The sequence below is a fragment of the Pseudomonas putida genome, assembly GCF_028682455.1.
Taxonomy (GTDB): domain Bacteria; phylum Pseudomonadota; class Gammaproteobacteria; order Pseudomonadales; family Pseudomonadaceae; genus Aquipseudomonas; species Aquipseudomonas putida_AA.
In genome coordinates this window covers 1,766,469-1,789,354 of record NZ_JANHLD010000001.1, presented here as the reverse complement: position 1 = coordinate 1,789,354, position 22,886 = coordinate 1,766,469, and the positions used below count along the sequence as shown (strand labels likewise).

Genomic DNA, 22,886 nt, shown 5'->3' with positions numbered 1-22,886 from the left:
TGGAAGCCGGCGCTGCCGGCGATCAGCCGCACAACGGTCTCAGGTACGGTACTCGGCGTTGATTTTCACGTACTCGTGGGACAGGTCGGTGGTCCAGATGGTTTCGCTGCACTGGCCACGACCCAGCTCGATGCGGATGGTGATTTCTTCTTCAGCCATCACCGCCGAACCCTGGGCTTCGGTGTAACTGGCGCTGCGGCCACCCTTGCTGGCGATGCAGACATCACCCAGGTACACGTCGATCAGGCTGACGTCCAGGTCCGGCACGCCGGCACGACCGACCGCGGCCAGGATCCGGCCCCAGTTCGGGTCGGAGGCAAACAGCGCGGTCTTGATCAGCGGCGAGTGAGCCACCGCATAGCCGACATCCAGGCACTCCTGGTGGTTGCCGCCGCCGTTGACTTCGACGGTGACGAACTTGGTCGCACCCTCGCCGTCACGGACGATGGCCTGGGCCACTTCCATGCACACCTCGAACACCGCCTTTTTCAGCGCCTCGAACAGCGCGCCGCGGGCTTCGACAACCTCGGCGACATCGGCCTTGCCGGTAGCGATCAGCATGCAGCAGTCGTTGGTCGAGGTATCGCCATCGATGGTGATGCGGTTGAACGACTTGTTGGCCCCGTCGAGCATCAGGTCCTTGAGCACATGAGGAGCGACCTTGGCGTCGGTGGCGATGTAGCCGAGCATGGTGGCCATGTTCGGGCGGATCATGCCGGCACCTTTGCTGATACCGGTAACGGTAATGGTCACGCCTTCATGCTGGAACTGACGGCTGGCACCCTTGGGCAGGGTGTCGGTGGTCATGATGCCGGTGGCGGCTTCGGCCCAGTTGTTTTCCGACAGGTCATCCAGGGCCGCTTGCAGGGCGCCTTCGATCTTCTCGACCGGCAACGGCTCACCGATCACACCGGTGGAGAACGGCAACACGGCACTGGCATCGACGCCGGTCAACTCGGCCAGCTTGGCGCAGGTGCGCTCGGCGGCTGCCAGGCCCGGCGCGCCGGTGCCGGCGTTGGCATTGCCGGTGTTGGTCAACAGATAGCGCACAGTACCCTGCACGCGCTGCTTGGCCAGGATCACCGGGGCTGCGCAGAACGCGTTGAGGGTGAACACGCCGGCAACGCTGGAGCCTTCGGCGCAGCGCATGACCACTACGTCCTTGCGCCCCGGGCGCTTGATACCCGCAGAGGCGATACCGAGTTCGAAACCTGGAACCGGGTGCAACGTTGGCAAAGGACCAAGACCAACAGCCATGTAAGCGCTCCTAGAAAAAATACACCGGCCCGATGATGCCGGTGCTTGAGATGGAACAACGCCGCGACGGTTGGAAACCTGTCGCGGCGCGGTGTTCATGAATCAGCGTACTGCCGGGCAGACGACTTAGTTGATCTGGCCGTGGCAGTGCTTGAACTTCTTGCCCGAACCACACCAGCACAGTTCGTTACGGCCCAGCTTCTGTTCGTTGCGTACAGGGGCAGCGGCAACGGCGACTTCAGCGCCCTCTTCCTGCTCCTGGGCTTGCTCCAGGCCAGGTGCTGCAGCGTGCTGGAACTGCATGCGCGATGCCAGCTCCTCGGCTTCGCGGCGCAGGCGGGCTTCTTCTTCGACCGGATCTTCGCGGCGAACCTGAACATGGGACAGCACGCGGATGGTGTCGCGCTTGATCGAGTCGAGCAGTTCCTGGAACAGGTTGAACGACTCGCGCTTGTACTCCTGCTTCGGGTTCTTCTGGGCATAGCCACGCAAGTGGATACCGTGACGCAGGTGATCCATGGTCGACAGGTGGTCTTTCCACAGGTCGTCGAGGACGCGCAGCAGGATCTGCTTCTCGAAGGTACGCAGGGCTTCGGCGCTGGCCTGCTCTTCCTTCTCGTTGTAGGCCGCCAGCAGCGCTTCCATCAGCTTGGCACGGAGGGTTTCCTCGTACAGGTGGTCGTCTTCGTCGAGCCACTGCTGGATCGGCAGCTTGACCCCGAAATCGCTGGCCAGCGCCGCTTCCAGGCCGGCCACGTCCCACTGCTCGGGCAGCGACTGCGGTGGAATGTGCTGGGAAACGGTGGCGTCGAGCACTTCCTGACGGAAGTCGGCGATGGTGTCGCCAATGTTGTCGGCTGCCAGCAGGCTGTTACGCATGTGGTAGATAACTTTACGTTGCTCGTTGGCCACGTCGTCGAATTCGAGCAGTTGCTTACGAATATCGAAGTTGCGCCCTTCGACCTTGCGCTGGGCCTTCTCGATGGCGTTGGTGACCATGCGGTGCTCGATGGCCTCGCCGGACTGCATGCCCAGGGCCTTCATGAAGTTCTTCACCCGGTCGGAGGCGAAGATGCGCATCAGGCTGTCTTCCAGCGACAGGTAGAAGCGGCTGGAGCCCGGGTCACCCTGACGGCCGGAACGGCCACGCAGCTGGTTGTCGATACGACGCGATTCATGGCGCTCGGAGGCGATCACGTGCAGGCCACCGGACTCGATCACCTGCTGGTGACGCTTCTGCCAGTCGGCCTTGACCTGGGCGATCTGCTCGGGGGTCGGGTTCTCCATGGCGGCGACTTCGACTTCCCAGTTACCACCCAGGAGGATGTCGGTACCACGACCGGCCATGTTGGTGGCGATGGTCAGCGCGCCTGGACGGCCGGCCTGGGCGATGATCTCGGCTTCTTTTTCGTGGTACTTGGCGTTCAGTACCTTGTGATCGATGCCTTCCTTCTGGAGCAGGTTGGACATGTGCTCGGAGGTTTCGATGGTGGCAGTACCCACCAGCACCGGGCGGCCCTGGGCCATGCTTTCCTTGATGTCGGCGATGATCGCTGCGTACTTCTCGTCGGCCGTCAGGTAGACCAGGTCGTTGAAGTCCTTACGGGCCAGCGGCTTGTTCGGCGGGATGACCATAACGTTGAGGTTATAGATCTGGGCGAACTCGAAGGCTTCGGTGTCTGCGGTACCGGTCATGCCGGACAGCTTGTTGTACAGACGGAAGTAGTTCTGGAAGGTGGTCGATGCCAGGGTCTGGCTCTCGGCCTGGATATTCAGGTTTTCCTTCGCCTCGATGGCCTGGTGCAGGCCTTCGGACAAACGGCGACCCGGCATGGTACGGCCGGTGTGCTCGTCGATCAGCAGGACCTGGCCGTCCTGGACGATGTACTCGACGTTGCGGTGGAACAGCTTGTGTGCGCGCAGGCCGGCGTAGACGTGGGTCAGCAGGCCCAGGTTGTGCGCCGAGTAGAGGCTCTCGCCTTCGGCCAGCAGGCCGACCTGGGCGAGCATTTCCTCGATGAACTGGTGACCGGCTTCGTTGAGCTCGACCTGGCGGCTCTTCTCGTCGATCTTGTAGTGACCCTCTTGGGTCACCTCGCCTTCGACTTCCTCGATGTGCTGCTTCAGGCGCGGGATCAGCTTGTTGATCTCGATGTACAGCTTGGAGCTGTCTTCGGCCTGGCCAGAGATGATCAGCGGGGTCCGCGCTTCGTCGATCAGGATGGAGTCGACTTCGTCGATCACGGCGAAATTCAGCTCACGCTGGAATTTCTCTTCCATGCTGAAGGCCATGTTGTCGCGCAGGTAGTCGAAACCGAATTCGTTGTTGGTGCCGTAGGTGATGTCGGCCGCATAGGCAGCGCGCTTTTCTTCTGGCGGCTGGAACGGCGTGACGACGCCGACGGTCAGGCCGAGGAATTCATACAGCGGACGCATCCAGTTGGCGTCACGGCGAGCCAGGTAGTCGTTGACCGTGACCACGTGAACGCCCTTGCCCGACAAGGCATTGAGGTACACGCCCAGGGTTGCGACCAAGGTCTTGCCTTCACCGGTGCGCATTTCTGCGATCATGCCTTCGTGCAAGGTCATGCCGCCGATCAGCTGCACATCGAAGTGACGCATGCCCATGACGCGCTTGCCCGCTTCACGGGCAACCGCAAAGGCTTCGGGCAACAGCTGGTCGAGGGTTTCGCCTTTGGCCAGGCGCTCTTTGAACGCGGCGGTCTTGGCCCGCAGCTGCTCGTCGGAGAGAGCCACCATCTGCTCTTCGAAGGCATTGACGATCTGTACCGTCTTGAGCATGCGTTTGACTTCACGCTCGTTCTTGCTTCCAAAAAGTTTTTTTAACAAAGGCGCAAACATATTGGCAGGATCTTCCACACATAGGGATGGAGGGCGGCCCCGTGAGTCGCCCGTGCAGCCCTTATGGCCGCATGCGAACGAGCATTCTACCCGGAAACGATGGTGAGGAAAGTGGCGGATTTCCACGATGCTGGCACAGCGCTTTGACGGGGCTTTTTTACAATAAGGGCTTTTTTCACAACTTCAACCCATTGGCTACATGAAGTTTTCACCTGGCACCCGGACAAGGCGCTTGCCAGGGGATCTGATAAGATGCCTGTTCTGTAACTTCAGGTGTATCCCCATGGCTTTTCGCCCCTTGCCGGCACGCGCCCCAGCGGTTCTGCTGCGCGAAGCTCGGCCGCTCAAAGCCCTGTTCAGCCAGGCCCAGCGCCTGGCGCAACTGCAAAAGCTGCTCGACAGCCAGTTGCAGCCGGCTGCCCGCGAACACTGCCATATCGCCTCCTGGCGCGAAGGGACGCTGCTGCTGATCGTCACCGACGGCCACTGGGCCACTCGCCTGCGCTACCAGCAAAAGCGCCTGCAACGCCAGCTGCAGACCCTCGAGGCGTTTTCGAGCCTCACCCGCATCCTGTTCAAGGTCCAACCGCCGACCACCCAGAGCCGCGCTGTCGGCCACACCGCCGACCTCTCCACCCGCGCTGCCGAAAGCATCCAGGCCACCGCCGAGGGCATCAGCGATCCGAAGCTCAAAGCCGCGCTGGAACGCCTGGCCAGCCATGCGCGAGACAAGAACACTGCCGGCGAGTGACTCGTAGGAACGGGCAATAAAAAAGGCCACCCGAAGGTGGCCTCAATCACTAGAGAGAGTGTTCGAACTTACACTGCCGCAACTGGACGCATGTAAGAGATCGGTGCCGTACTGGCATCTTCGAATGTCACCACTTCCCAGGCATCTTTTTCCTCGATCAGCTTGCGCAGCAGCTGGTTGTTCAGCGCGTGTCCGGACTTGTAGCCCTTGAACTCGCCGATCAGGCTGTTGCCCAGCAGGTAGAGGTCGCCGATGGCGTCGAGGATCTTGTGCTTGACGAATTCGTCTTCGTAACGAAGGCCGTCTTCATTGAGCACGCCGTCCTTGTCGACCACGATGGCGTTTTCCACGCTGCCGCCGAGCGCGAGGTTGTGCTTGCGCAGGTACTCGATGTCGCTCATGAACCCGAAGGTACGGGCGCGGCTGACTTCCTTCACGAACGAGGTGCTGGAAAAGTCCACGCTGGCACTTTGAGTCCGGTTACGGAACACCGGGTGATCGAAATCGATCTCGAAACTCACCTTGAATCCGTCGAACGGCAGGAAAGTGGCGCGCTTGTCGCCGTCTTCCACTGTCACTTCGCGCAGGATGCGGATGAACTTCTTGGCTGCGTCCTGTTCTTCCAGGCCGGCAGATTGAATCAGGAATACAAAGGGCCCAGCGCTACCGTCCATGATCGGCACTTCGGACGCGGAGAGCTCGACGTAGGCGTTATCGATGCCCAGGCCAGCCATGGCCGAGAGCAAGTGCTCCACCGTGTCTACCTTGGTATCGCCATTGACCAGAGTCGTCGACATGGTCGTCTCGCCGACATTGGCCGCGCGGGCAGGAATTTCCACCACGGGGTCGAGGTCGGCACGGCGAAATACGATGCCGGTATCCACAGGTGCGGGTTTGAGGGTCAGGTAAACCTTTTCCCCGGAGTGCAGGCCGACACCTGTGGCACGGATAATATTTTTCAGGGTGCGTTGTTTAATCATGGCATTGGCCGCTTCAGCGCAAATTGCGAACTGGTATCAACAAAGGCTGGGGATAATACCAGACCCGGCCTTTGCTGAACACCAATCACCCTTATACCCCTGATAAATTTCATCAATCGGCCTGACGACGCAGGAAAGCTGGAATGTCCAGATAGTCCAGATCGTCTTGCGGATTGAGCTTGGCAGCGGCGGCTGCACCGGCATGCGCCTGGTTGCGCATCACGGTCGGACGCTCCAGGTCACGATAGTTCACCGACGCTTGTTCCTGGCGCACAGGCGCAGGGGCTGCGGTCTGCATGGCGACAGTCTGCATGGTGTTGTCGATGACCTTGACCGGCTTCTCGATCTTCGCGCCCAGGCCCGTGGCAACCACGGTCACGTGCAGCTCGTCACGCATGTCCGGATCGATAACAGTACCGACCTTGACCATGGCGTGATCGGAAGCGAAGGCTTCGATGATGCTACCGACGTCCGAGTACTCACCCAGCGACAGGTCAGGACCTGCGGTGATGTTCACCAGGATGCCGCGAGCACCCTGCAGGTTGACGTCTTCGAGCAGCGGGTTGCGGATGGCTGCCTCGGTCGCTTCACGTGCACGGTTCGGACCGCTGGCGCAGCCAGTGCCCATCATCGCCATGCCCATTTCGCTCATCACGGTCCGTACGTCGGCGAAGTCGACGTTGATCATGCCCGGACGCTTGATGATGTCGGAGATACCGCGAACGGCACCGGCCAGTACGTCGTCAGCCTTGGCGAAGGCGGACAGCAGGCTGGCATCCTTGCCCAGGATGGTCAGCAGCTTCTCGTTGGGGATGGTGATCAGCGAGTCGACGCTTTCTGCCAGCGCGCGGATGCCTTCGTCGGCGATCTGCATGCGCTTGCGGCCTTCGAACGGGAACGGACGGGTAACCACCGCAACGGTGAGGATGCCCAGTTCCTTGGCCACTTCGGCGATGATCGGCGCAGCACCGGTACCGGTACCGCCACCCATGCCGGTGGTGATGAACACCATGTTGGTGCCCTGCAGCACTTCAGCGATGCGCTCGCGATCTTCCAGCGCGGCCTGACGACCGACTTCCGGATTGGCGCCAGCACCCAGGCCCTTGGTCACGCCGGTGCCCAGTTGCAGGATGGTGCGCGCGCCGATGTTTTTCAGCGCTTGAGCATCGGTGTTGGCGCAGATGAACTCGACGCCTTCGATGTTGCTCTTGACCATGTGATTGACGGCGTTGCCACCGCCGCCACCGACGCCGATCACTTTGATGACCGGACTTTGCGGGACGTTGTCTACGAGCTCGAACATTTTCCCTCTCCTTACTGTTCTCTAGTTTTTGCGCCTACTACTACTGCTTTGAAACTTTTAAAAGTTGCCTTTGACCCAGCGAGTGAAGCGCTCGAACGCTGGTGCCTTGGGTTCATCGCCATAGTTGCTGCTGCTGTTGCCGGTCAGGGTCACGCCGTCGGACTGCTTTTGCAGGCCGTAGGTCAGAAGGCCCACACCGGTGGAATAAATCGGGTTGCGCACGACGTCGCTCAGGCCCCGAACGCTATGCGGCACGCCCAGGCGTACCGGCATGTGGAAAATTTCTTCGGCCAGCTCTACTGCGCCTTCCATTTTCGAAGTACCGCCGGTCAGGACGATGCCCGCTGGCACCAGGTCTTCGTAGCCACTGCGGCGCAGTTCGGCCTGGATCAGGGTGAAAAGTTCGTCGTAACGCGGCTCGACCACCTCGGCCAGGGCCTGGCGCGACAGTTCGCGCGGCGGGCGATCGCCGACGCTCGGCACCTTGATGGTTTCGCCGGCACCGGCCAGCTTGGCCAGGGCACAGGCGTAGCGGATCTTGATCTCTTCGGCGTACTGGGTCGGGGTGCGCAGGGCCATGGCGATATCGTTGGTCACCTGGTCGCCGGCAATCGGGATCACGGCGGTGTGACGAATGGCGCCTTCGGTGAAGATGGCGATATCGGTGGTGCCACCGCCGATGTCCACCAGGCACACGCCCAGTTCCTTCTCGTCATCGGTCAACACCGAGTAGGCCGAGGCCAACTGCTCGAGGATGATGTCGTCGATCTCCAGGCCACAGCGGCGCACGCACTTCTCGATGTTCTGCGCGGCATTGACGGCGCAGGTCACCACGTGGACCTTGGCTTCCAGACGTACGCCCGACATGCCCAGTGGCTCGCGCACGCCTTCCTGGTTGTCGATCACATAGTCCTGCGGCAGGGTGTGCAGCACCCGCTGGTCGGCAGGAATGGCAACGGCCTGGGCGGCGTCCAGCACGCGCTCAAGGTCTGCGGCACTGACCTCACGGTCGCGGATCGCGACGATGCCGTGGGAGTTCAGGCTGCGGATGTGATTGCCGGCCACGCCAACGAAGGCGGAGTGGATCCGGCAGCCGGCCATCAGCTGGGCTTCTTCCACCGCACGCTGGATCGACTGCACGGTCGATTCGATATTGACCACCACGCCCTTCTTCAGCCCGCGTGACGGGTGGGTGCCGATACCGACGATTTCCAGGGTACCGTCGGCGGCGACTTCGCCTACCAGCGCCACTACCTTGGAGGTGCCGATATCCAGCCCGACGATCATTTTGCCGCTATGCGCATTTGCCATGGTCCTGCCTCTCTCTAATTCTTCGCAACGGCGGGTTGGGCCGTCGTCGGTGCAATCGTTTCCCGCCAGCCAACGGCCAGGCCATTGGCGTAACGCAGATCGATGCGGGCGATGTTCGTGATCTGTTCTTTGAGTGTCTTGTCGTAAATGGCAATGAAACGGCGCATCTTTTCCACCAGATGATCGCGTCCCAACAGCAGTTCGACCCCCGCACCTGCGCTACCGGCGCCAGTGGTCAGGAACCAGCTGCCGCGTTCACGCAACTCCAGCCGGGCAATCGAGAAGCCCATTGGCCGCAACATCTGGCTCAGTACCTGATACTGCTGCATCACTTGTTGCTGCGCCCGCTGCGGCCCGAACAGCTGCGGCAGGTGCTCATAGTTGGCCAGTTCGCGCGGGGTGAATGCCTGGCCCTGGTTGTTCAACAAGGCCTCCTCTCCCCAGCGCGCCACCGGCAACTGTTCTTCCAGGCGGATCACCACTTCATCCGGCCAGACCCTGCGTACCTCGGCATGGGCGATCCAGGGCATTTGCTCCAGTTCTGCACGCATGCTGGCAAGGTCGACGGTGAAGAAGCTGGCCGACACATATGGGGCAATTCGCTGCTGCACAGCCTGCTGGCTGATGTAGCTCAGGTCGCCCTGCACGGCGATCTTGGTGATCGGCCGGTCGGCATAGGGCATCAGGCGTTGCGCGCCTTCGTAGGCGGCAAAACCTGCGGCCACCAGCAGCACCGGCCACAGCAGGCGCTTGAAGACGCTGAAGTTGGCCTTGGGCAGGCGCGCCGACAGTGGCTCCTTGGCCACCATCCGGCTGGCACCACGCGGCACCGGCTTGCTACGGCCGGTGGCGGGTTGCTGATGACGTAACATCGCGCCTTGCATGGGCTTAACCTCGCGCCTCGACGCTGGCCGCCAGGATTGCCAGCACCAACTGCTGGAAGTCCAGGCCGGCCGCGCGTGCCGCCATGGGGACCAGGCTGTGATCGGTCATGCCTGGTGCGGTGTTGACTTCGAGCAGCCAGAAACGCCCCTGCTCGTCCTGCATCACGTCCAACCGGCCCCAGCCAGCGATACCAACGGCGTCGCAGGCACGGGCGGTGAGGTCGATCAGTTCCTGCTCTTTTTCAGCGCTCAGGCCGCAAGGAATCCGGTACTGGGTATCGGAGGCCAGGTACTTGGCGTCGTAGTCGTAGAACGTATGGGGGGTGCCCAGCGCGATGGGAGGCAATACCTGCCCACGCAAGGTCGCGATAGTGAACTCCGGACCGTGAATCCATTGTTCGACCAATACTTGCGAATCGTAGGTGGCGGCGTCTTTCCAGGCGGCGATCAATTCGTCGACGCTGGTCACTTTCGCCATACCGATACTGGAACCTTCATGGGCCGGTTTGACGATCAAAGGGAAGCCCAGTTCCGTGCCCGCGGAAATACAGTCGGATTCGCTGCCCAGCACGGCATGGCGCGGGGTCGGAATCCCCAGGCTCTGCCACACCTGCTTGGTGCGCAGCTTGTCCATGGCCAGGGCCGAGGCAAGGATGCCACTGCCGGTGTAGGGGATGCCCAGGCACTCGAGCAGGCCCTGCATGCTGCCGTCTTCACCGCCACGGCCGTGGAGGATGATGAAGGCGCGGTCGATCTTCTCGCGCTGCAGGCGATCGAGCAGGTCGTCGCCCACATCGATGGCCACCACGTCGACACCGGCGGTGGTCAGCGCATCGATCACGGCGGCGCCGGACTTGAGCGAAACCTCGCGTTCGGCGCTCTTGCCGCCATAGAGCACGGCGACACGGCCGAAGTCTTTCGGGGCGATGGTCGAATGCAGGTTGGCGTATTGGTTAACAGTCATTTCGACTTCCCCTGACTGGCAACGGCACCAGCGAACAACGGACTCTTGAGTAATTGCGGGGCCAGGCCGCCGATATCGCCGGCGCCCTGGCACAGCAGGATGTCGCCTGCGCGCAGCAGCGGCTTGACCAGCGGCGCCAGCTCGATGCCGCGCTCGATGTAGATCGGGTCGAGCTGGCCACGCTGACGGATGCTGTGGCACAGCTGACGGCTGTCGGCGCCCGGAATCGGCTCCTCGCCGGCCGGATAGACCTCCATCAGCAACAGCACGTTGGCATCGGCCAGGACCTGGACGAAATCGTCGTACAAGTCGCGCGTACGGCTGTAGCGGTGTGGCTGGTAGACCATCACCAGGCGCCGCTCAGGCCAGCCACCGCGCACCGCCTTGATAACCGCCGCCACTTCGGTCGGGTGGTGACCGTAGTCGTCGACCAGCATCACGCTGCCACCGTCCACGGGCAGTTCGCCGTAGACCTGGAAGCGCCGCCCTACCCCCTGGAACCCCGAAAGGCCCTGGACGATGGCTTCATCGCTGATGCCCTCGTCGGTGGCGATGGCGATGGTTGCCAAGGCGTTGAGCACGTTGTGGTTGCCCGGCATGTTGACCGACACGTCCAGCGGCTCGCGGTCGCGGCGCAACACGGTGAAGTGGGTCTGCATGCCCGTCTGGCGAACATTGATCGCGCGCACGTCGGCTTCTTCGCTGAAGCCGTAGGTCACTGCCGGACGCTTGACCAGTGGCAGGATCTCACGCACCACCGGGTCGTCCAGGCACATCACCGCCAGGCCGTAGAACGGCAGGTTGTGCAGGAACTCGACAAAGGTCTTCTTCAGCTTGTTGAAGTCGCCCTCATAGGTCGCCATGTGGTCGGCGTCGATGTTGGTGACCACGGCCACCATCGGCTGCAGGTGCAGGAAGCTGGCGTCGCTCTCATCGGCTTCGGCGATCAGGTAGCGGCTGGTGCCAAGCTGGGCATTGGTACCTGCTGCATTCAGGCGGCCACCGATGACGAAGGTCGGATCCAGGCCACCGGCGGCGAACACCGAGGCCAGCAGGCTGGTGGTGGTGGTCTTGCCATGGGTACCGGCCACGGCAATACCGTGGCGATAGCGCATCAGCTCGGCAAGCATCTCGGCACGCGGCACCACGGGGATACGGCGCTCAAGTGCGGTCGCGACTTCCGGGTTGGCGGTGTTGATGGCGCTGGAGACCACCAGCACATCGGCGCTGGCAGCGTTCTCGGCACGGTGGCCGATGAAGATCTGCGCACCGAAGGACTCCAGGCGCTCGGTGACTGCCGAGGTCTTGAGGTCGGAGCCCGACACCTGGTAGCCCAGGTTCAGCAGCACTTCGGCGATCCCGCACATGCCCACGCCGCCGATACCGACGAAGTGGATGCGGCGGATACGGCGCATTTCGGGTTGCGGCATGGCTTTCTGACTTTCAACCATGGGCCACCTCCAGGCAGATATCGACCACGGTGCGGGTGGCCGCAGGTTTTGCCAGGCGCCGGGCAGTGGCGGCCATGGTGGTGAGTTTTTCCGGTTGCATCAGCACCTCGTTCAGGCGTTCAGCGAGTTCCGCTGCGCCGGTTGTCGCTTGTGGCATCAGGAAGGCAGCGCCTTCGCGGGCCAGATAATGGGCGTTGTGGGTCTGGTGATCGTCGATGGCATGGGGCAAGGGCACCAGCATCGATGGCAAGCCGGCCGCGGCCAGCTCACTGACGGTCAGCGCGCCGGCGCGGCAGACCACCAGATCGGCCCAGCCATAGGCTTGGGCCATGTCCTTGATAAACGGCTCTACCTGAGCCTCGACTCCGGCCTCGCGATAGCGCTCGGCGGTAATCTGGTCGTGCTGCTTGCCCGCCTGGTGGAATACCTCGGGACGAATGTCCGCGGGCACCTGGGCCAGGGCCTGGGGCAGCAATTTGTTCAGCGGTTCCGCGCCAAGGCTTCCGCCCAGTACCAGCAGACGTGGCCGGCGCGTGCCCAGGGGCTCACGCGGGGTTTCCATGAACAGCTCGCTGCGCACCGGGTTGCCGGTGGTGCGCAGCTTGTCCGAAGCACTGAAAGTGCCGGGGAAAGCTTCGCAGACTCGGCCGGCCAAAGGCACCAGCAGCCGATTGGCGGTACCGGCGCGGGCGTTCTGCTCGTGCACCACCACAGGCACACCGCACAACCTTGCAGCAACGCCACCAGGCCCTGTCACATAACCACCAAAACCGACCACACAGACCGGCTTGAGCTGGCGAATGATGCGACGGGCCTGCAACACCGCCTTTACCAGGGTAAAGGGTGCCTTGAGCAACGACAGCTTGCCCTTGCCCCGCAGGCCGGTGACGTTGATCAGGTGCAGCGGCAAGCCTGCCTGCGGCACCAACTCGTTCTCGATACCACGGGGCGTACCCAACCAGTGCACGCTGTAGCCGCGCGCCTGGAATTCACGGGCACAGGCCAGGGCCGGGAACACATGGCCCCCGGTGCCGCCCGCCATGATCAGTACGTTCTTGCCGTCAGCGGCCATGGTTGGGCTCCTCGGCAAAATCGCTTTCATCGAATTCATGCTCTTCGCTGCCCAGGTGGGTGCGACTCTCCCACTCGATGCGCAGCAACAACCCCACACAGGCGCAGCAGATCACCAGCGAGCTGCCCCCGTAGCTCAGGAACGGCAGGGTCAGGCCCTTGGTCGGCAGCAGGCCGACGTTCACACCGATGTTGATCAAGAACTGGCCGATCCACAGGAAGGCCAGGCCAAAGGCCATGTAGGCGGCGAAAAACTGCTTGGCTTTCTCGGCCCACAGGCCGATGTACAAGGCACGTACGGTGACGAACACGAACAGCGCGACGGTGACCAGCGAGCCGACCACGCCCAGCTCTTCGGCCAGCACCGAGAACACGAAGTCGGTGTGCGCTTCCGGCAGGTAGAACTGCTTCTGCACGCTGTTGCCCAGGCCGACGCCCAGCCATTCGCCACGACCGAAGGCAATCAGCGCCTGGGTCAACTGGTAGCCGGAACCGAACTGATCCGACCAGGGATCGGTAAAGGTGATCAGACGCGCCATCCGATAGGGTTGGGCCTGGACCAGGACGAACACCGCCCCCACCGCCAGGACCACCATCAAGCTGAAGCGGAACAACCCGACGCCCCCCAGGAACAGCATGGCCGCCGCGGCGCCCATCATCACCACCGTGGCACCGAAGTCCGGCTCCATCAGCAGCAGGCCAGCCATCGGCAGCAAGACGATGAACGGCTTGAAGAAGCCCATCCAGCTCTCGCGCACTTCCTGCTGACGACGCACCAGGTAGCCGGCGAGGTAGATCACCACGAACACCTTGGCAATTTCCGAGGGCTGCACGTTGAAGAAGCTGAAACCGATCCAGCGCATCGAACCGTTCACTTCGCGACCGATGCCCGGTATCAGTACCAGCACCAGCAGGCCAAACGCGCCCACCAGCATGGTGAAGCCCATTTTCTGCCAGGTCGCGATCGGCACCATCATGGTGACGATGCAGGCCACCACGCCGATGGCCACATACACCAGGTGACGGAACATGTGATACAGCGGGTTACCCGATTGTGCCGCAGCCACTTCCGAGGAGGCCGAGGTGATCATCACCAGGCCAAGGCCCAGCAGCGCCAGGCACCCGGCGAGCATGGCAAAATCGAGGTCGATGCCACGGCCGCTGATCAGCGGCGACGGATAGGGCTTGATCATGCCGAAGATCATGCCAGCCCTCCTACGGCCTGGGCGAACAGGCGCCCACGCTCCTCGAAGTTCTTGAACATGTCGAGGCTGGCGCAGGCTGGCGACAACAGCACCGCGTCACCCGGCTGAGCTTGTTCGGCACACTGCTGCACGGCTTCGTCCAGCGTCTTCACACGGATCAACGGGACGCTGTCGCCCAATGCCTCGGCCAGACGCTCTGCGTCACGACCCAGCAACACCACGGCGCGGCAGTGCGCAGCTACCGGGGCACGCAGGGCGCTGAAGTCGGCGCCCTTGCCATCGCCACCGGCGATCAGCACCAGCTTGCCGTCGATGTCGGCGCCCAGGCCTTCAATGGCGGCAAGCGCCGCCCCCACGTTGGTGGCCTTGGAGTCGTCGTACCAGCTCACGCCGTTACGCTCACGAACCCACTGGCAACGATGGGCCAGGCCGGCGAAGGTACGCAGGCTCGCCAGCATCGCCTCCATCGGCAGGCCGACCGCGTGCCCCAATGCCAGCGCCGCCAGGGCGTTGGACTGGTTGTGAGCACCGCGGATCTTCAGTTCGCGTACCGGCATGAGGTTCTGGAACTCGAACGCCAGGTACTTCTCGCCGTTCTCTTCACGCAGGCCGAACGCCTTGAAGTCGGGCGCGTTCAGGCCGAACGTCCAGACCGGCTGGCCTTCTGCCAACAGCGGGCGGCTCAGGGCGTCCTGGCGATTGACCACCACCTGGCGGGCACCGCGGAAGATCCGGTGCTTGGCCAGATGATAGGCCGGCAGGCCGCTGTAGCGATCCATATGGTCTTCGCTGACATTGAGCACCGTGGCGACTTCAGCGTTGAGCTGGTCGGTGGTTTCCAGCTGGAAGCTGGACAGCTCCATCACGTACAGCTCGACGTCGTCGCTGAGCAGGTCCAGCGCCGGAGTGCCCAGGTTGCCGCCAACTGCCACACGTTTGCCTGCCGCGGCGGCCATCTCGCCGACCAGGGTGGTGACGGTGCTTTTCGCATTCGAACCGCTGATGGCGATGATGGGGGCCTTGGCGTTACGCGCGAACAACTCGATATCGCCAGACAACTTGACGCCACGGGCGGCCGCCTGCTGCAGCGCCGGTGTGGCCAGGGCCAGGCCAGGACTCACATAGAGTTCGTCGGCACGACAAAGAAACTCGACATCCAGTTCGCCACAGCGCACTTCCACCTGCGGGTAATCACGGCGCAGGGTTTCCAGTTCCGGTGGGGTCTCACGGGTGTCGGCGACCGCAAAGGCAACGCCCCGGTTCGCCAGGAAGCGAACCAGGGACATGCCGCTCTTGCCGAGGCCGACAACGATGCGGAAGTGGTCAGAAGCGATCAATGACACGCGTTTCTACCTCAGTTTCAGGGTGGCAAGGCCGATCAGCACCAGAATCACGGTGATGATCCAGAAGCGGACGATCACCCGAGGCTCGGGCCAACCCTTGAGTTCAAAGTGGTGGTGGATCGGGGCCATGCGGAACACCCGACGGCCGGTCAACTTGAAGGAGGCCACCTGGATCACCACCGACAGGGTTTCCATGACGAACACACCGCCCATGATGAACAGGACGATCTCCTGGCGAACGATGACCGCGATGGTGCCCAGCGCGGCACCCAGTGCCAGGGCACCGACGTCACCCATGAACACCTGGGCCGGGTAGGTGTTGAACCACAGGAAGCCCAGGCCGGCACCGATCAGCGCGCCGCAAAAGACGATCAGCTCGCCAGCGCCCGGCACATAGGGAATCAACAGGTACTCGGCAAATTTCACGTTGCCCGACAGGTAGCAGAAGATGCCCAGGGCGCCGCCCACCATCACCGTCGGCATGATTGCCAGGCCATCGAGGCCGTCGGTCAGGTTGACCGCGTTGCTCGAACCGACGATCACGAAGTAGGTCAGGACCACGAAGCCGGCACCCAGCGGGATGGTGAGATCCTTGAGCATCGGCACGATCAGGGTGGTTTCCACGCTGCTCGGTGCGGTCATGTACAGGAAAATCGCAGCGCCGAGGCCAAACACCGACTGCCAGAAATACTTCCAGCGGCTCGGCAGGCCACGCGAGTTCTTCTCGATCACCTTGCGGTAGTCATCGACCCAGCCGATTGCACCGAACAACAGGGTGACGACCAGCACCACCCAGACATAACGGTTGGTCAGGTCGGCCCACAGCAAGGTGCTGATACCGATGGCCGACAGAATCAATGCGCCCCCCATGGTCGGGGTACCGGATTTGGACAAGTGCGATTGCGGGCCGTCGTTACGAACCGCCTGGCCAATCTGGCGAATCTGCAGGGTACGAATCATCCAAGGGCCCAGCCAAAGGGCCAGCGACAACGCGGTCAGTACACCCAGAATCCCGCGCAGGGACAGGTACTGAAAGACCGCGAAGCCTTTGTAGAACTGTTGCAGATACTCAGCCAGCAGCAGCAGCATTAATGTTTCTCCCCGCTGGAACCGCACAGGGCCGCCACGACGTTTTCCATCGCAGCGCTGCGCGAACCCTTGATCAAAATAGTGGTGTTAGTGGCCTGCTCGTCGGCGCAAACGGCGTCGATCAGGTCAGCTTGATTAGCGAAATGTCGGGCATTGGTGCCGAACGCTGCGACCGCGTGTGCCATGTTCGGCCCCACGGCATACAGTGCCGAAACCTTGTCTTTGGCGTAGTCGCCTACCTGCCGATGCCCTTCCTCGGCCCACTGGCCCAATTCGCCGATATCCCCGAGCACCAGGACGGTGCGGCCGGAAAAGCCGGCGAGTATATCAACGGCAGCGCACATGGAGGTGGGGTTTGCGTTGTAGGTGTCATCGATCACCCGCAAACCGCTGGCAGTCATGTGCACCACGGTGCGGCCCTTGACCGGCTGCACGTTATTCAAGCCCTCGACGATACCCGCCAGCGACACACCAAAAGCGTGGGCGGCAGCAGCAGCGGCCAGGGCATTACTGACGTTATGCGTGCCAAGCAGATTGAGCTGGACCGGCGCGCTGCCAATCGGGCCATGCAGGTCGAACGCCGGGCAGCCCCGCTCGTCGTGAGTGATGGCACTGGCATGAAAATCCGCTGCGCCATTGCTCAAGGCAAAGGTCAGCACCCGGTGGTTGCCGGCACGTTTCTTCCAGGTCTCGAATGCCTTGTCATCAAGATTCAATACCGCGACACCATCCTGCCCCAAGCCTTCGAGGATCTCGCCCTTGGCCTCGACAATTTTCTCCGGCCCGCCGAACTCGCCGACATGGGCCGTACCTGCGTTGTTGATCAACGCCACCTGGGGCTTGGTCAGCCCGACGGTATAGGCAATCTCGCCGATACGCGAAGCTCCCAGCTCGATGACCGCCGCCGTGTGCTCCGGGGCGAGTTCAAGCAAGGTCAGCGGCGCACCGAGGTCATTGTTCAAGTTGCCGCGAGTGGCCAGCACCGAACCACGTGTGCGCAGGATGCTGGCGAGCATCTCCTTGACCGTGGTCTTGCCGCTGGAGCCGGTGATGGCTGCCACTGGCTTGTCGAAGGCGGCACGGTTCAAGGCACCCAACTGGCCCAGGGCCAAGCGGGTATCGGCGACCAGCAATTGAGGCAGGTCGGTGCCCGTCACTTCGCGCTCCACCAAGGCTGCAACAGCACCTTTGGCCTGCACATCGTTCAGGTAGTCATGACCGTCGAAGCGAGGCCCGGCCAGGGCCACAAAGAGTTGCCCGGCAACGATGGCGCGGCTGTCGATGCTCACGCCGGTAAAGGTTGCATCGCCACCCACCAGGCGGCCCTGCAGGGGCGCGGTCAACTGGCTGAGGGTCAATGGCTTAAGCATGGGGTGTCTCCCAGTGCGCGAGTGCTTTCTCGGCTTCGACCAGATCGGAGAAGTCGTGACGCTCACCGTTGATTTCCTGGTAATCCTCGTGGCCCTTGCCCGCCAGCACGATCACATCGTCGACGCCTGCACTGGCAATCAGTTGGACGATGGCAGCGCCGCGACCGGCAACGAATTCGACGCCATCGGCCCGGGCAAAGCCAGGACGAATGTCGGCAAAGATCTGCTGGGGGTCTTCAGTGCGCGGGTTGTCGTCGGTGACCAGCACCCGGTCAGCCAGGCGCTCGGCCACTTCGGCCATCAACGGGCGCTTGCCGCGATCACGGTCACCGCCGCAGCCGAACAGGCACAGCAACTGGCCCTTGGCGTGCGGGCGCAAAGCCTGCAGAACCTGCTCCAGGGCATCCGGGGTATGTGCATAGTCGACCACTACCAGCGGCTTGCTGCCGCCACCCAGGCGCTGCATGCGCCCGATAGGGCCTTCGAGGGTTGGCGTGACCTTGAGAATTTCGTCCAGCGCATAGTCAAGCGCCAGCAATGTGCCGACGGCTGCCAGCATGTTGCTCAGGTTGAAACGCCCCAGCAGGCGGCTGCGCAAGGTACGCTCACCTTGAGCCGTCACGATCACGGCGCGCACACCATCATCGTCGAAGTGCGCTTCGCGGCAGTACAGCGAAGCGGCGCTGTCATTGAGGCTGTAGCTGATCAGGCGCGACTCGGCATGCTTGCCGGCCAGGCGACGGCCGAACTCGTCATCCAGGTTGACCACCCGGCAGCGCAGGTTCGGCCAGGCGAACAGGCGCGCCTTGGCATCTTCATAAGCCTGCATGCTGCCGTGGTAGTCCAGGTGATCACGCGACAGGTTGGTCATCACTGCAATATCGAATTCCAGTGCGGCGACCCGTCCCTGATCCAGGGCGTGGGACGAGACCTCCATGGCCACCGCCTTGGCGCCGCCCTTCTTCAGGTCGTTGAGCGTGGCTTGCACGGCAATCGGGTCCGGCGTGGTCAGGCGACCGCTTTGCAGTTCGCCGTAGAAACCGGTACCCAAGGTGCCAATCAGGCCACAGTGCTGGCCGAGCTTGTCCAGGGCTTGCGCCACCAGTTGGGTGACGCTGGTCTTGCCATTGGTACCGGTGACACCAATCAGGTCCAGCTGACGGCTCGGCTCACCATAAAAGCGCCCGGCAATGTCCGACAGCTGGGCAATCAGGCCCTTGACCGGAATCAGCGGGACTTCGGTGATCGGCAGCACGGTAGCGCCTTGGGCTTCATAGGCGACGGCAGCCGCACCACGCTTGAGCGCATCGGCAATGTGATCGCGACCATCGACGCGTGCACCGGGTACCGCCAGGAACAGATCGCCCGGACGGATGCTACGGCTGTCCAGCGTCAGCTCGCGGATCAACGGATCGCGGCTGGCCTGGGCGAAAAGCTTGCTCAGAGGCATTGTCATTAACCGCGCCCTCCCTTGGCGGGCGCAGCATTGACCTGCTGCTGTGGAGTCGCCGGCGGCAGGTTGTCCGGCGGAATGTTCATCAGGCGCAACGTGCCGGACATGACCTTGCTGAACACCGGCGCCGACACCAGACCACCGAAGTAGCCGCCCTTGCTCGGCTCATCGATCACCACCACCACTGCGTAGCGCGGGTCGCTCATCGGGCCGAAGCCTGCAAACAGCGAGCGGTAGGAGTTCTCGGTGTAGCCCTTGGAACCGATGGTGGCCTTGCGCGCTGTACCGCTCTTGCCACCTACGTGATAGAACGGCACCTGCGCACGGAACACCCCGCGCGGCGCTTCGATGACCTGCTGGACCATGCCCTGGATGGTCTTGGCGACTTCCACGGGTACCACCTGCGTGGACTCCGGCGTCTTGTCGACCTTGAGGATACTCAGCGGCACCATCTTGCCGTCGTTGGCCAGCGCGGCGTAGGCATGCACCAGTTGCAGCGCGGTCACCGACAGGCCGTAGCCATAGGACAGGGTCGCGGTTTCGGCCTTGCGCCACTCGCGGTGGTTGGGCAGGTTGCCCACACGCTCACCGGGGAAGCCCAGGCCGGTGTACTGCCCAAGCCCCAGCTGGGACATCACGCGGTAGATGGATTCGCCACCGATATCGAAGGCAATCTTGCTCATGCCGACGTTACTGGAGTTGATCAGGATGCCGGTCAGGTCGAGGATCGGGCCTTCGCTGCGGGACACGTCGCGAATGGTGTAGCGTCCCAGCTGCAAGGTGCCCGGATAGACCTCGACCTTGTCAGTCGGCTTCCAGCGTCCGCTTTGCAGGGCCGCGCTCATCGACAGCGGCTTGACCGTGGAGCCTGGCTCGAACACGTCAATGATCGCCCGGTTACGCATGGCGGCCGGGAACATGCTGCGACGGTTGTTGGGGTTGTAGGTCGGCTGGTTGACCATGGCCAGCACTTCGCCAGTCTTCACGTCGAGGATCACCAGGCTGCCCGCCTTGGCTTCCTGCTCGGCAATTGCGTTGCGCAGCTCGCGGGTCGCCAGGTATTGCAGGCGCAGGTCGATGGACAACGCCAAGGTCTTTCCGGCCTTGGCGTTTTTGGTTACCTGGATGTCCTTGATCAGCCGGCCACGCCGGTCCTTGATGACCTGTCGCTTGCCAGGGACGCCGGCCAGCCACTCATCGTAGGCCAGTTCGACCCCTTCCCGACCATGGTCGTCGAGGTCGGTAAAGCCAACCATGTGCGCAGCCACATCGCCGGCCGGGTAGAAACGACGAAATTCCTCGATGCCATAGACACCGGGAATCTTCAGGTCAAGGATCACCTGACCCTGCTCGGGCGTCAGCCCCCGGACCAGGTAGATGAATTCCTTGCCGGCCTGTTGCTCCAGGCGCTGGGTGAGCTGTTGCGGGTTCTGCTTGAGCGCCGCGGCAAGTGCCGGCCAGCGATCCTTGTAGGCCTGCATTTCCTTGGGGTTGGCCCACAAGGTGGTAACCGGCGTGCTGACTGCCAGCGGTTCGCCGTTACGGTCGGTGATCAGGCCGCGGTGCGCAGGAATAGGAATGTGCCGCAGGCTGCGGGCGTCGCCCTGGCCCTTGAGAAAGTCGCGATCGACCACCTGCAGGTCGATGATGCGCCAGGCGATCGCGCCGACCATCAAGGCCAGCAGGCCGATGACCACGCGAAACCGCCAAGGGTAGAGTGCGCCTTCAAGTTTCATCATGGCGCCACCATCCGTACTTCATCGGCCGCAGGAATACGCATTTTCAGCTGTTCGCTGGCCAGGTTCTCGATACGGCTGTGGGCGGTCCAGGTGCTTTGTTCGAGGATCAGCCGGCCCCACTCGGCCTGCGCCTTGTCGCGCTCGCTGAGTTCGCCATAGAGGGTGTTGAGCAACTGGCGGTTCCAGTGCGCGCTGTACGAAACCGCCACCGAAGAAACGAGCACGGCGATAAACAGCAGGAGCATCAGGAAGCTTCCGCCTGGCAAAGGCTTGGCAAACAAGCGGCTCACCGCAACTTCTCGGCAACGCGCATGACAGCACTGCGCGAACGTGGGTTGGCCTTGAGCTCGGCTTCGGAGGCGAACTGCGCCTTGCCGTGAACCTTGATCTTCGGCTCGAAATGCTTGTGCTGTACCGGCAGGTTGCGCGGCAGGTTGTCGGACTCGCCCTTGACCAGCTTGCGCATGAACAGCTTGACGATGCGGTCTTCCAGGGAGTGGAAGCTGATCACCACCAGGCGCCCGCCGACTTCCAGTGCCTCGAGCGCGGCCTCGAGGCCGGCCTCCAGGTCGCCCAGCTCGTTGTTCACATGGATGCGCAGCCCCTGGAACGCACGGGTCGCCGGGTTCTTGCCCTTCTCCCAGGCAGGGTTGGCAACCTTGAGGACTTCAGCCAGGTCCGCGGTGCGGGTAAAAGGCTCTGTTTCGCGGCGCAACACCACGGCACGGGCCATGCGCCTGGCGAAGCGCTCTTCACCGTATTCCTTGAACACGCGGGCGATTTCTTCTTCCGGCGCGGTGGCGATGAACTCGGCCGCACTGACGCCGCGGGTCGGGTCCATACGCATGTCCAGCGGGCCGTCATTGAGGAAGCTGAAGCCGCGCTCCGGGTCGTCCAGCTGCGGCGAGGACACGCCCAGGTCCAGCAGGATGCCACTGACCTTGCCGGCAATACCGCGCTCGGCCACTTCGGCGCCCAGCTCGGCAAAACTGCGCTGCACAATGACAAAGCGGCCGTCTTCGGCCGCCAGCGCTTGCCCGGTGGCAATCGCTTGAGGATCTTTGTCAAAACCCAGCAACCGTCCTTGCGGCCCGAGCTTGCTGAGGATCAACCGGCTATGCCCGCCGCGACCGAAGGTGCCATCCAGATAGCAGCCATCGGCGCGTACGGCGAGAGCCTCGACGGCTTCGTCAAGCAGTACGGTGATGTGGTTAAAGCCGCTATCTATAGTCACAGGATCAAATCACGCAGTTCGTCAGGCATGGCGCCCGGTTGTTGAATAGCTGCAAGGTCGGCTGCCGAAACCGCGTTCCAGGCATCCTCGTCCCACAGCTGAAATTTGTTCAGTTGCCCCACCAGCATCGCCTTCTTGTCGAGCTTGGCGTATTCGCGCAAACGCGGAGGCACCAGGAAACGCCCACTTCCATCAAGCTCCAGATCCACCGCATTGCCGATCAGCAAACGCTGGAGGCGACGGTTCTCTTCACGCAAAGACGGCAAGGCGCGCAACTTGGCTTCAATCAGCTCCCACTCGTCGAGCGGGTATACACATAAGCAGGGGTCCACCGCATCGATCGTTACGATCAGTTGCCCGGAACTGCGCGAATCGAGCTCGTCACGGTACCGGCTCGGCATTGCGAGACGGCCCTTTGCGTCGAGGTTGATAGCGTTGGCTCCGCGGAACACGGCTTCGATTCCCCACTTGTTAGCTTTTTTGTGTCAGAAAACCCACTTTATGCCACTTCCTGCCACTTGCGCACACTATAGGAATCCGCCTACCACACCGTCAAGGCACGCTTATAAGGAAATCCCTTACAGATCGGAGATTTAGCGCGGTAGGGGAAGATGGAAGA

General features: G+C 62.5%; 19 protein-coding genes. 1 reads left to right on the top strand and 18 read right to left on the bottom strand.

What is annotated here, in order from left to right:
• Nucleotides 1–39 precede the first annotated feature (39 nt).
• Nucleotides 40–1,257, bottom strand: coding sequence for a bifunctional glutamate N-acetyltransferase/amino-acid acetyltransferase ArgJ (gene argJ, locus NPS58_RS08690; protein WP_274115056.1), 1,218 nt, complete (start codon nucleotides 1,255–1,257; stop codon nucleotides 40–42).
• A 126-nt stretch (nucleotides 1,258–1,383) separates the two neighbouring features.
• Entirely contained in the window at nucleotides 1,384–4,119 is a 2,736-nt protein-coding gene (gene secA, locus NPS58_RS08685) for a preprotein translocase subunit SecA (RefSeq protein ID WP_274115055.1), read from the bottom strand.
• Nucleotides 4,120–4,402: 283 nt separating this feature from the next.
• On the opposite strand from secA, the gene NPS58_RS08680 reads away from it, so the two are divergent.
• A complete protein-coding gene (locus NPS58_RS08680) occupies nucleotides 4,403–4,870 on the top strand; it encodes a DUF721 domain-containing protein (RefSeq protein ID WP_274115054.1) in 468 nt (155 codons plus the stop codon).
• A 68-nt stretch (nucleotides 4,871–4,938) separates the two neighbouring features.
• On the opposite strand, the gene lpxC is transcribed toward NPS58_RS08680, so the two are convergent.
• The 16 genes from lpxC to mraZ form a co-directional block, all read right to left on the bottom strand.
• Nucleotides 4,939–5,850 carry a UDP-3-O-acyl-N-acetylglucosamine deacetylase gene (gene lpxC, locus NPS58_RS08675; protein WP_010220795.1) on the bottom strand — a complete coding sequence of 304 codons (912 nt, stop codon included), beginning with the start codon at nucleotides 5,848–5,850 and terminating at the stop codon, nucleotides 4,939–4,941.
• A 112-nt stretch (nucleotides 5,851–5,962) separates the two neighbouring features.
• Entirely contained in the window at nucleotides 5,963–7,153 is a 1,191-nt protein-coding gene (gene ftsZ / locus NPS58_RS08670; protein ID WP_274115053.1) for a cell division protein FtsZ, read from the bottom strand.
• A gap of 57 nt (nucleotides 7,154–7,210) precedes the next feature.
• Nucleotides 7,211–8,464 carry a cell division protein FtsA gene (gene ftsA / locus NPS58_RS08665; protein WP_274115052.1) on the bottom strand — a complete coding sequence of 418 codons (1,254 nt, stop codon included), beginning with the start codon at nucleotides 8,462–8,464 and terminating at the stop codon, nucleotides 7,211–7,213.
• Nucleotides 8,465–8,478: 14 nt separating this feature from the next.
• Nucleotides 8,479–9,348 (bottom strand): cell division protein FtsQ/DivIB, encoded by an 870-nt coding sequence (locus NPS58_RS08660; protein ID WP_274115051.1) that lies wholly within the window; start codon nucleotides 9,346–9,348, stop codon nucleotides 8,479–8,481.
• Between the two features lie 4 nt (nucleotides 9,349–9,352).
• Nucleotides 9,353–10,312 (bottom strand): D-alanine--D-alanine ligase, encoded by a 960-nt coding sequence (locus tag NPS58_RS08655; RefSeq protein ID WP_274115050.1) that lies wholly within the window; start codon nucleotides 10,310–10,312, stop codon nucleotides 9,353–9,355.
• Entirely contained in the window at nucleotides 10,309–11,763 is a 1,455-nt protein-coding gene (gene murC, locus NPS58_RS08650; protein WP_274115049.1) for a UDP-N-acetylmuramate--L-alanine ligase, read from the bottom strand. The genes NPS58_RS08655 and murC overlap by 4 nt, the downstream gene beginning before the upstream one ends.
• Nucleotides 11,756–12,835, bottom strand: coding sequence for an undecaprenyldiphospho-muramoylpentapeptide beta-N-acetylglucosaminyltransferase (gene murG / locus NPS58_RS08645; RefSeq protein WP_274115048.1), 1,080 nt, complete (start codon nucleotides 12,833–12,835; stop codon nucleotides 11,756–11,758). The genes murC and murG overlap by 8 nt, the downstream gene beginning before the upstream one ends.
• Nucleotides 12,825–14,039, bottom strand: coding sequence for a putative lipid II flippase FtsW (gene ftsW, locus NPS58_RS08640; protein ID WP_425313035.1), 1,215 nt, complete (start codon nucleotides 14,037–14,039; stop codon nucleotides 12,825–12,827). The genes murG and ftsW overlap by 11 nt, the downstream gene beginning before the upstream one ends.
• On the bottom strand, nucleotides 14,036–15,382 hold the full coding sequence (murD, locus tag NPS58_RS08635; RefSeq protein WP_274115047.1) for a UDP-N-acetylmuramoyl-L-alanine--D-glutamate ligase: 1,347 nt from the start codon (nucleotides 15,380–15,382) through the stop codon (nucleotides 14,036–14,038). The genes ftsW and murD overlap by 4 nt, the downstream gene beginning before the upstream one ends.
• A 6-nt stretch (nucleotides 15,383–15,388) precedes the next feature.
• Nucleotides 15,389–16,471 carry a phospho-N-acetylmuramoyl-pentapeptide-transferase gene (gene mraY, locus NPS58_RS08630; protein WP_274115046.1) on the bottom strand — a complete coding sequence of 361 codons (1,083 nt, stop codon included), beginning with the start codon at nucleotides 16,469–16,471 and terminating at the stop codon, nucleotides 15,389–15,391.
• Nucleotides 16,471–17,841, bottom strand: coding sequence for a UDP-N-acetylmuramoyl-tripeptide--D-alanyl-D-alanine ligase (locus tag NPS58_RS08625; RefSeq protein ID WP_274115045.1), 1,371 nt, complete (start codon nucleotides 17,839–17,841; stop codon nucleotides 16,471–16,473). The genes mraY and NPS58_RS08625 overlap by 1 nt, the downstream gene beginning before the upstream one ends.
• Nucleotides 17,834–19,297 carry a UDP-N-acetylmuramoyl-L-alanyl-D-glutamate--2,6-diaminopimelate ligase gene (locus tag NPS58_RS08620; protein WP_274115044.1) on the bottom strand — a complete coding sequence of 488 codons (1,464 nt, stop codon included), beginning with the start codon at nucleotides 19,295–19,297 and terminating at the stop codon, nucleotides 17,834–17,836. Before NPS58_RS08620 ends, NPS58_RS08625 begins: the two co-directional genes overlap by 8 nt.
• A complete protein-coding gene (locus NPS58_RS08615; RefSeq protein WP_274115385.1) occupies nucleotides 19,297–21,030 on the bottom strand; it encodes a peptidoglycan D,D-transpeptidase FtsI family protein in 1,734 nt (577 codons plus the stop codon). Before NPS58_RS08615 ends, NPS58_RS08620 begins: the two co-directional genes overlap by 1 nt.
• Nucleotides 21,030–21,323 (bottom strand): cell division protein FtsL, encoded by a 294-nt coding sequence (ftsL, locus tag NPS58_RS08610; protein WP_028943284.1) that lies wholly within the window; start codon nucleotides 21,321–21,323, stop codon nucleotides 21,030–21,032. Before ftsL ends, NPS58_RS08615 begins: the two co-directional genes overlap by 1 nt.
• Nucleotides 21,320–22,267 carry a 16S rRNA (cytosine(1402)-N(4))-methyltransferase RsmH gene (gene rsmH / locus NPS58_RS08605; protein WP_425313034.1) on the bottom strand — a complete coding sequence of 316 codons (948 nt, stop codon included), beginning with the start codon at nucleotides 22,265–22,267 and terminating at the stop codon, nucleotides 21,320–21,322. Before rsmH ends, ftsL begins: the two co-directional genes overlap by 4 nt.
• Entirely contained in the window at nucleotides 22,264–22,719 is a 456-nt protein-coding gene (gene mraZ / locus NPS58_RS08600; protein WP_010220775.1) for a division/cell wall cluster transcriptional repressor MraZ, read from the bottom strand. The genes rsmH and mraZ overlap by 4 nt, the downstream gene beginning before the upstream one ends.
• Between the last annotated feature and the right edge of the window lie 167 nt (nucleotides 22,720–22,886).

What these genes read in the sequence shown, in the direction of transcription:
- argJ (WP_274115056.1), bottom strand. Translation starts at nt 1,257, where the DNA reads ATGGCTGTTGGTCTTGGTCCTTTGCCAACGTTGCACCCGGTTCCAGGT.
- secA (WP_274115055.1), bottom strand. Translation starts at nt 4,119, where the DNA reads ATGTTTGCGCCTTTGTTAAAAAAACTTTTTGGAAGCAAGAACGAGCGT.
- NPS58_RS08680 (WP_274115054.1), top strand. Translation starts at nt 4,403, where the DNA reads ATGGCTTTTCGCCCCTTGCCGGCACGCGCCCCAGCGGTTCTGCTGCGC.
- lpxC (WP_010220795.1), bottom strand. Translation starts at nt 5,850, where the DNA reads ATGATTAAACAACGCACCCTGAAAAATATTATCCGTGCCACAGGTGTC.
- ftsZ (WP_274115053.1), bottom strand. Translation starts at nt 7,153, where the DNA reads ATGTTCGAGCTCGTAGACAACGTCCCGCAAAGTCCGGTCATCAAAGTG.
- ftsA (WP_274115052.1), bottom strand. Translation starts at nt 8,464, where the DNA reads ATGGCAAATGCGCATAGCGGCAAAATGATCGTCGGGCTGGATATCGGC.
- NPS58_RS08660 (WP_274115051.1), bottom strand. Translation starts at nt 9,348, where the DNA reads ATGCAAGGCGCGATGTTACGTCATCAGCAACCCGCCACCGGCCGTAGC.
- NPS58_RS08655 (WP_274115050.1), bottom strand. Translation starts at nt 10,312, where the DNA reads ATGACTGTTAACCAATACGCCAACCTGCATTCGACCATCGCCCCGAAA.
- murC (WP_274115049.1), bottom strand. Translation starts at nt 11,763, where the DNA reads ATGGTTGAAAGTCAGAAAGCCATGCCGCAACCCGAAATGCGCCGTATC.
- murG (WP_274115048.1), bottom strand. Translation starts at nt 12,835, where the DNA reads ATGGCCGCTGACGGCAAGAACGTACTGATCATGGCGGGCGGCACCGGG.
- ftsW (WP_425313035.1), bottom strand. Translation starts at nt 14,039, where the DNA reads ATGATCTTCGGCATGATCAAGCCCTATCCGTCGCCGCTGATCAGCGGC.
- mraY (WP_274115046.1), bottom strand. Translation starts at nt 16,471, where the DNA reads ATGCTGCTGCTGCTGGCTGAGTATCTGCAACAGTTCTACAAAGGCTTC.
- NPS58_RS08625 (WP_274115045.1), bottom strand. Translation starts at nt 17,841, where the DNA reads ATGCTTAAGCCATTGACCCTCAGCCAGTTGACCGCGCCCCTGCAGGGC.
- NPS58_RS08620 (WP_274115044.1), bottom strand. Translation starts at nt 19,297, where the DNA reads ATGACAATGCCTCTGAGCAAGCTTTTCGCCCAGGCCAGCCGCGATCCG.
- NPS58_RS08615 (WP_274115385.1), bottom strand. Translation starts at nt 21,030, where the DNA reads ATGAAACTTGAAGGCGCACTCTACCCTTGGCGGTTTCGCGTGGTCATC.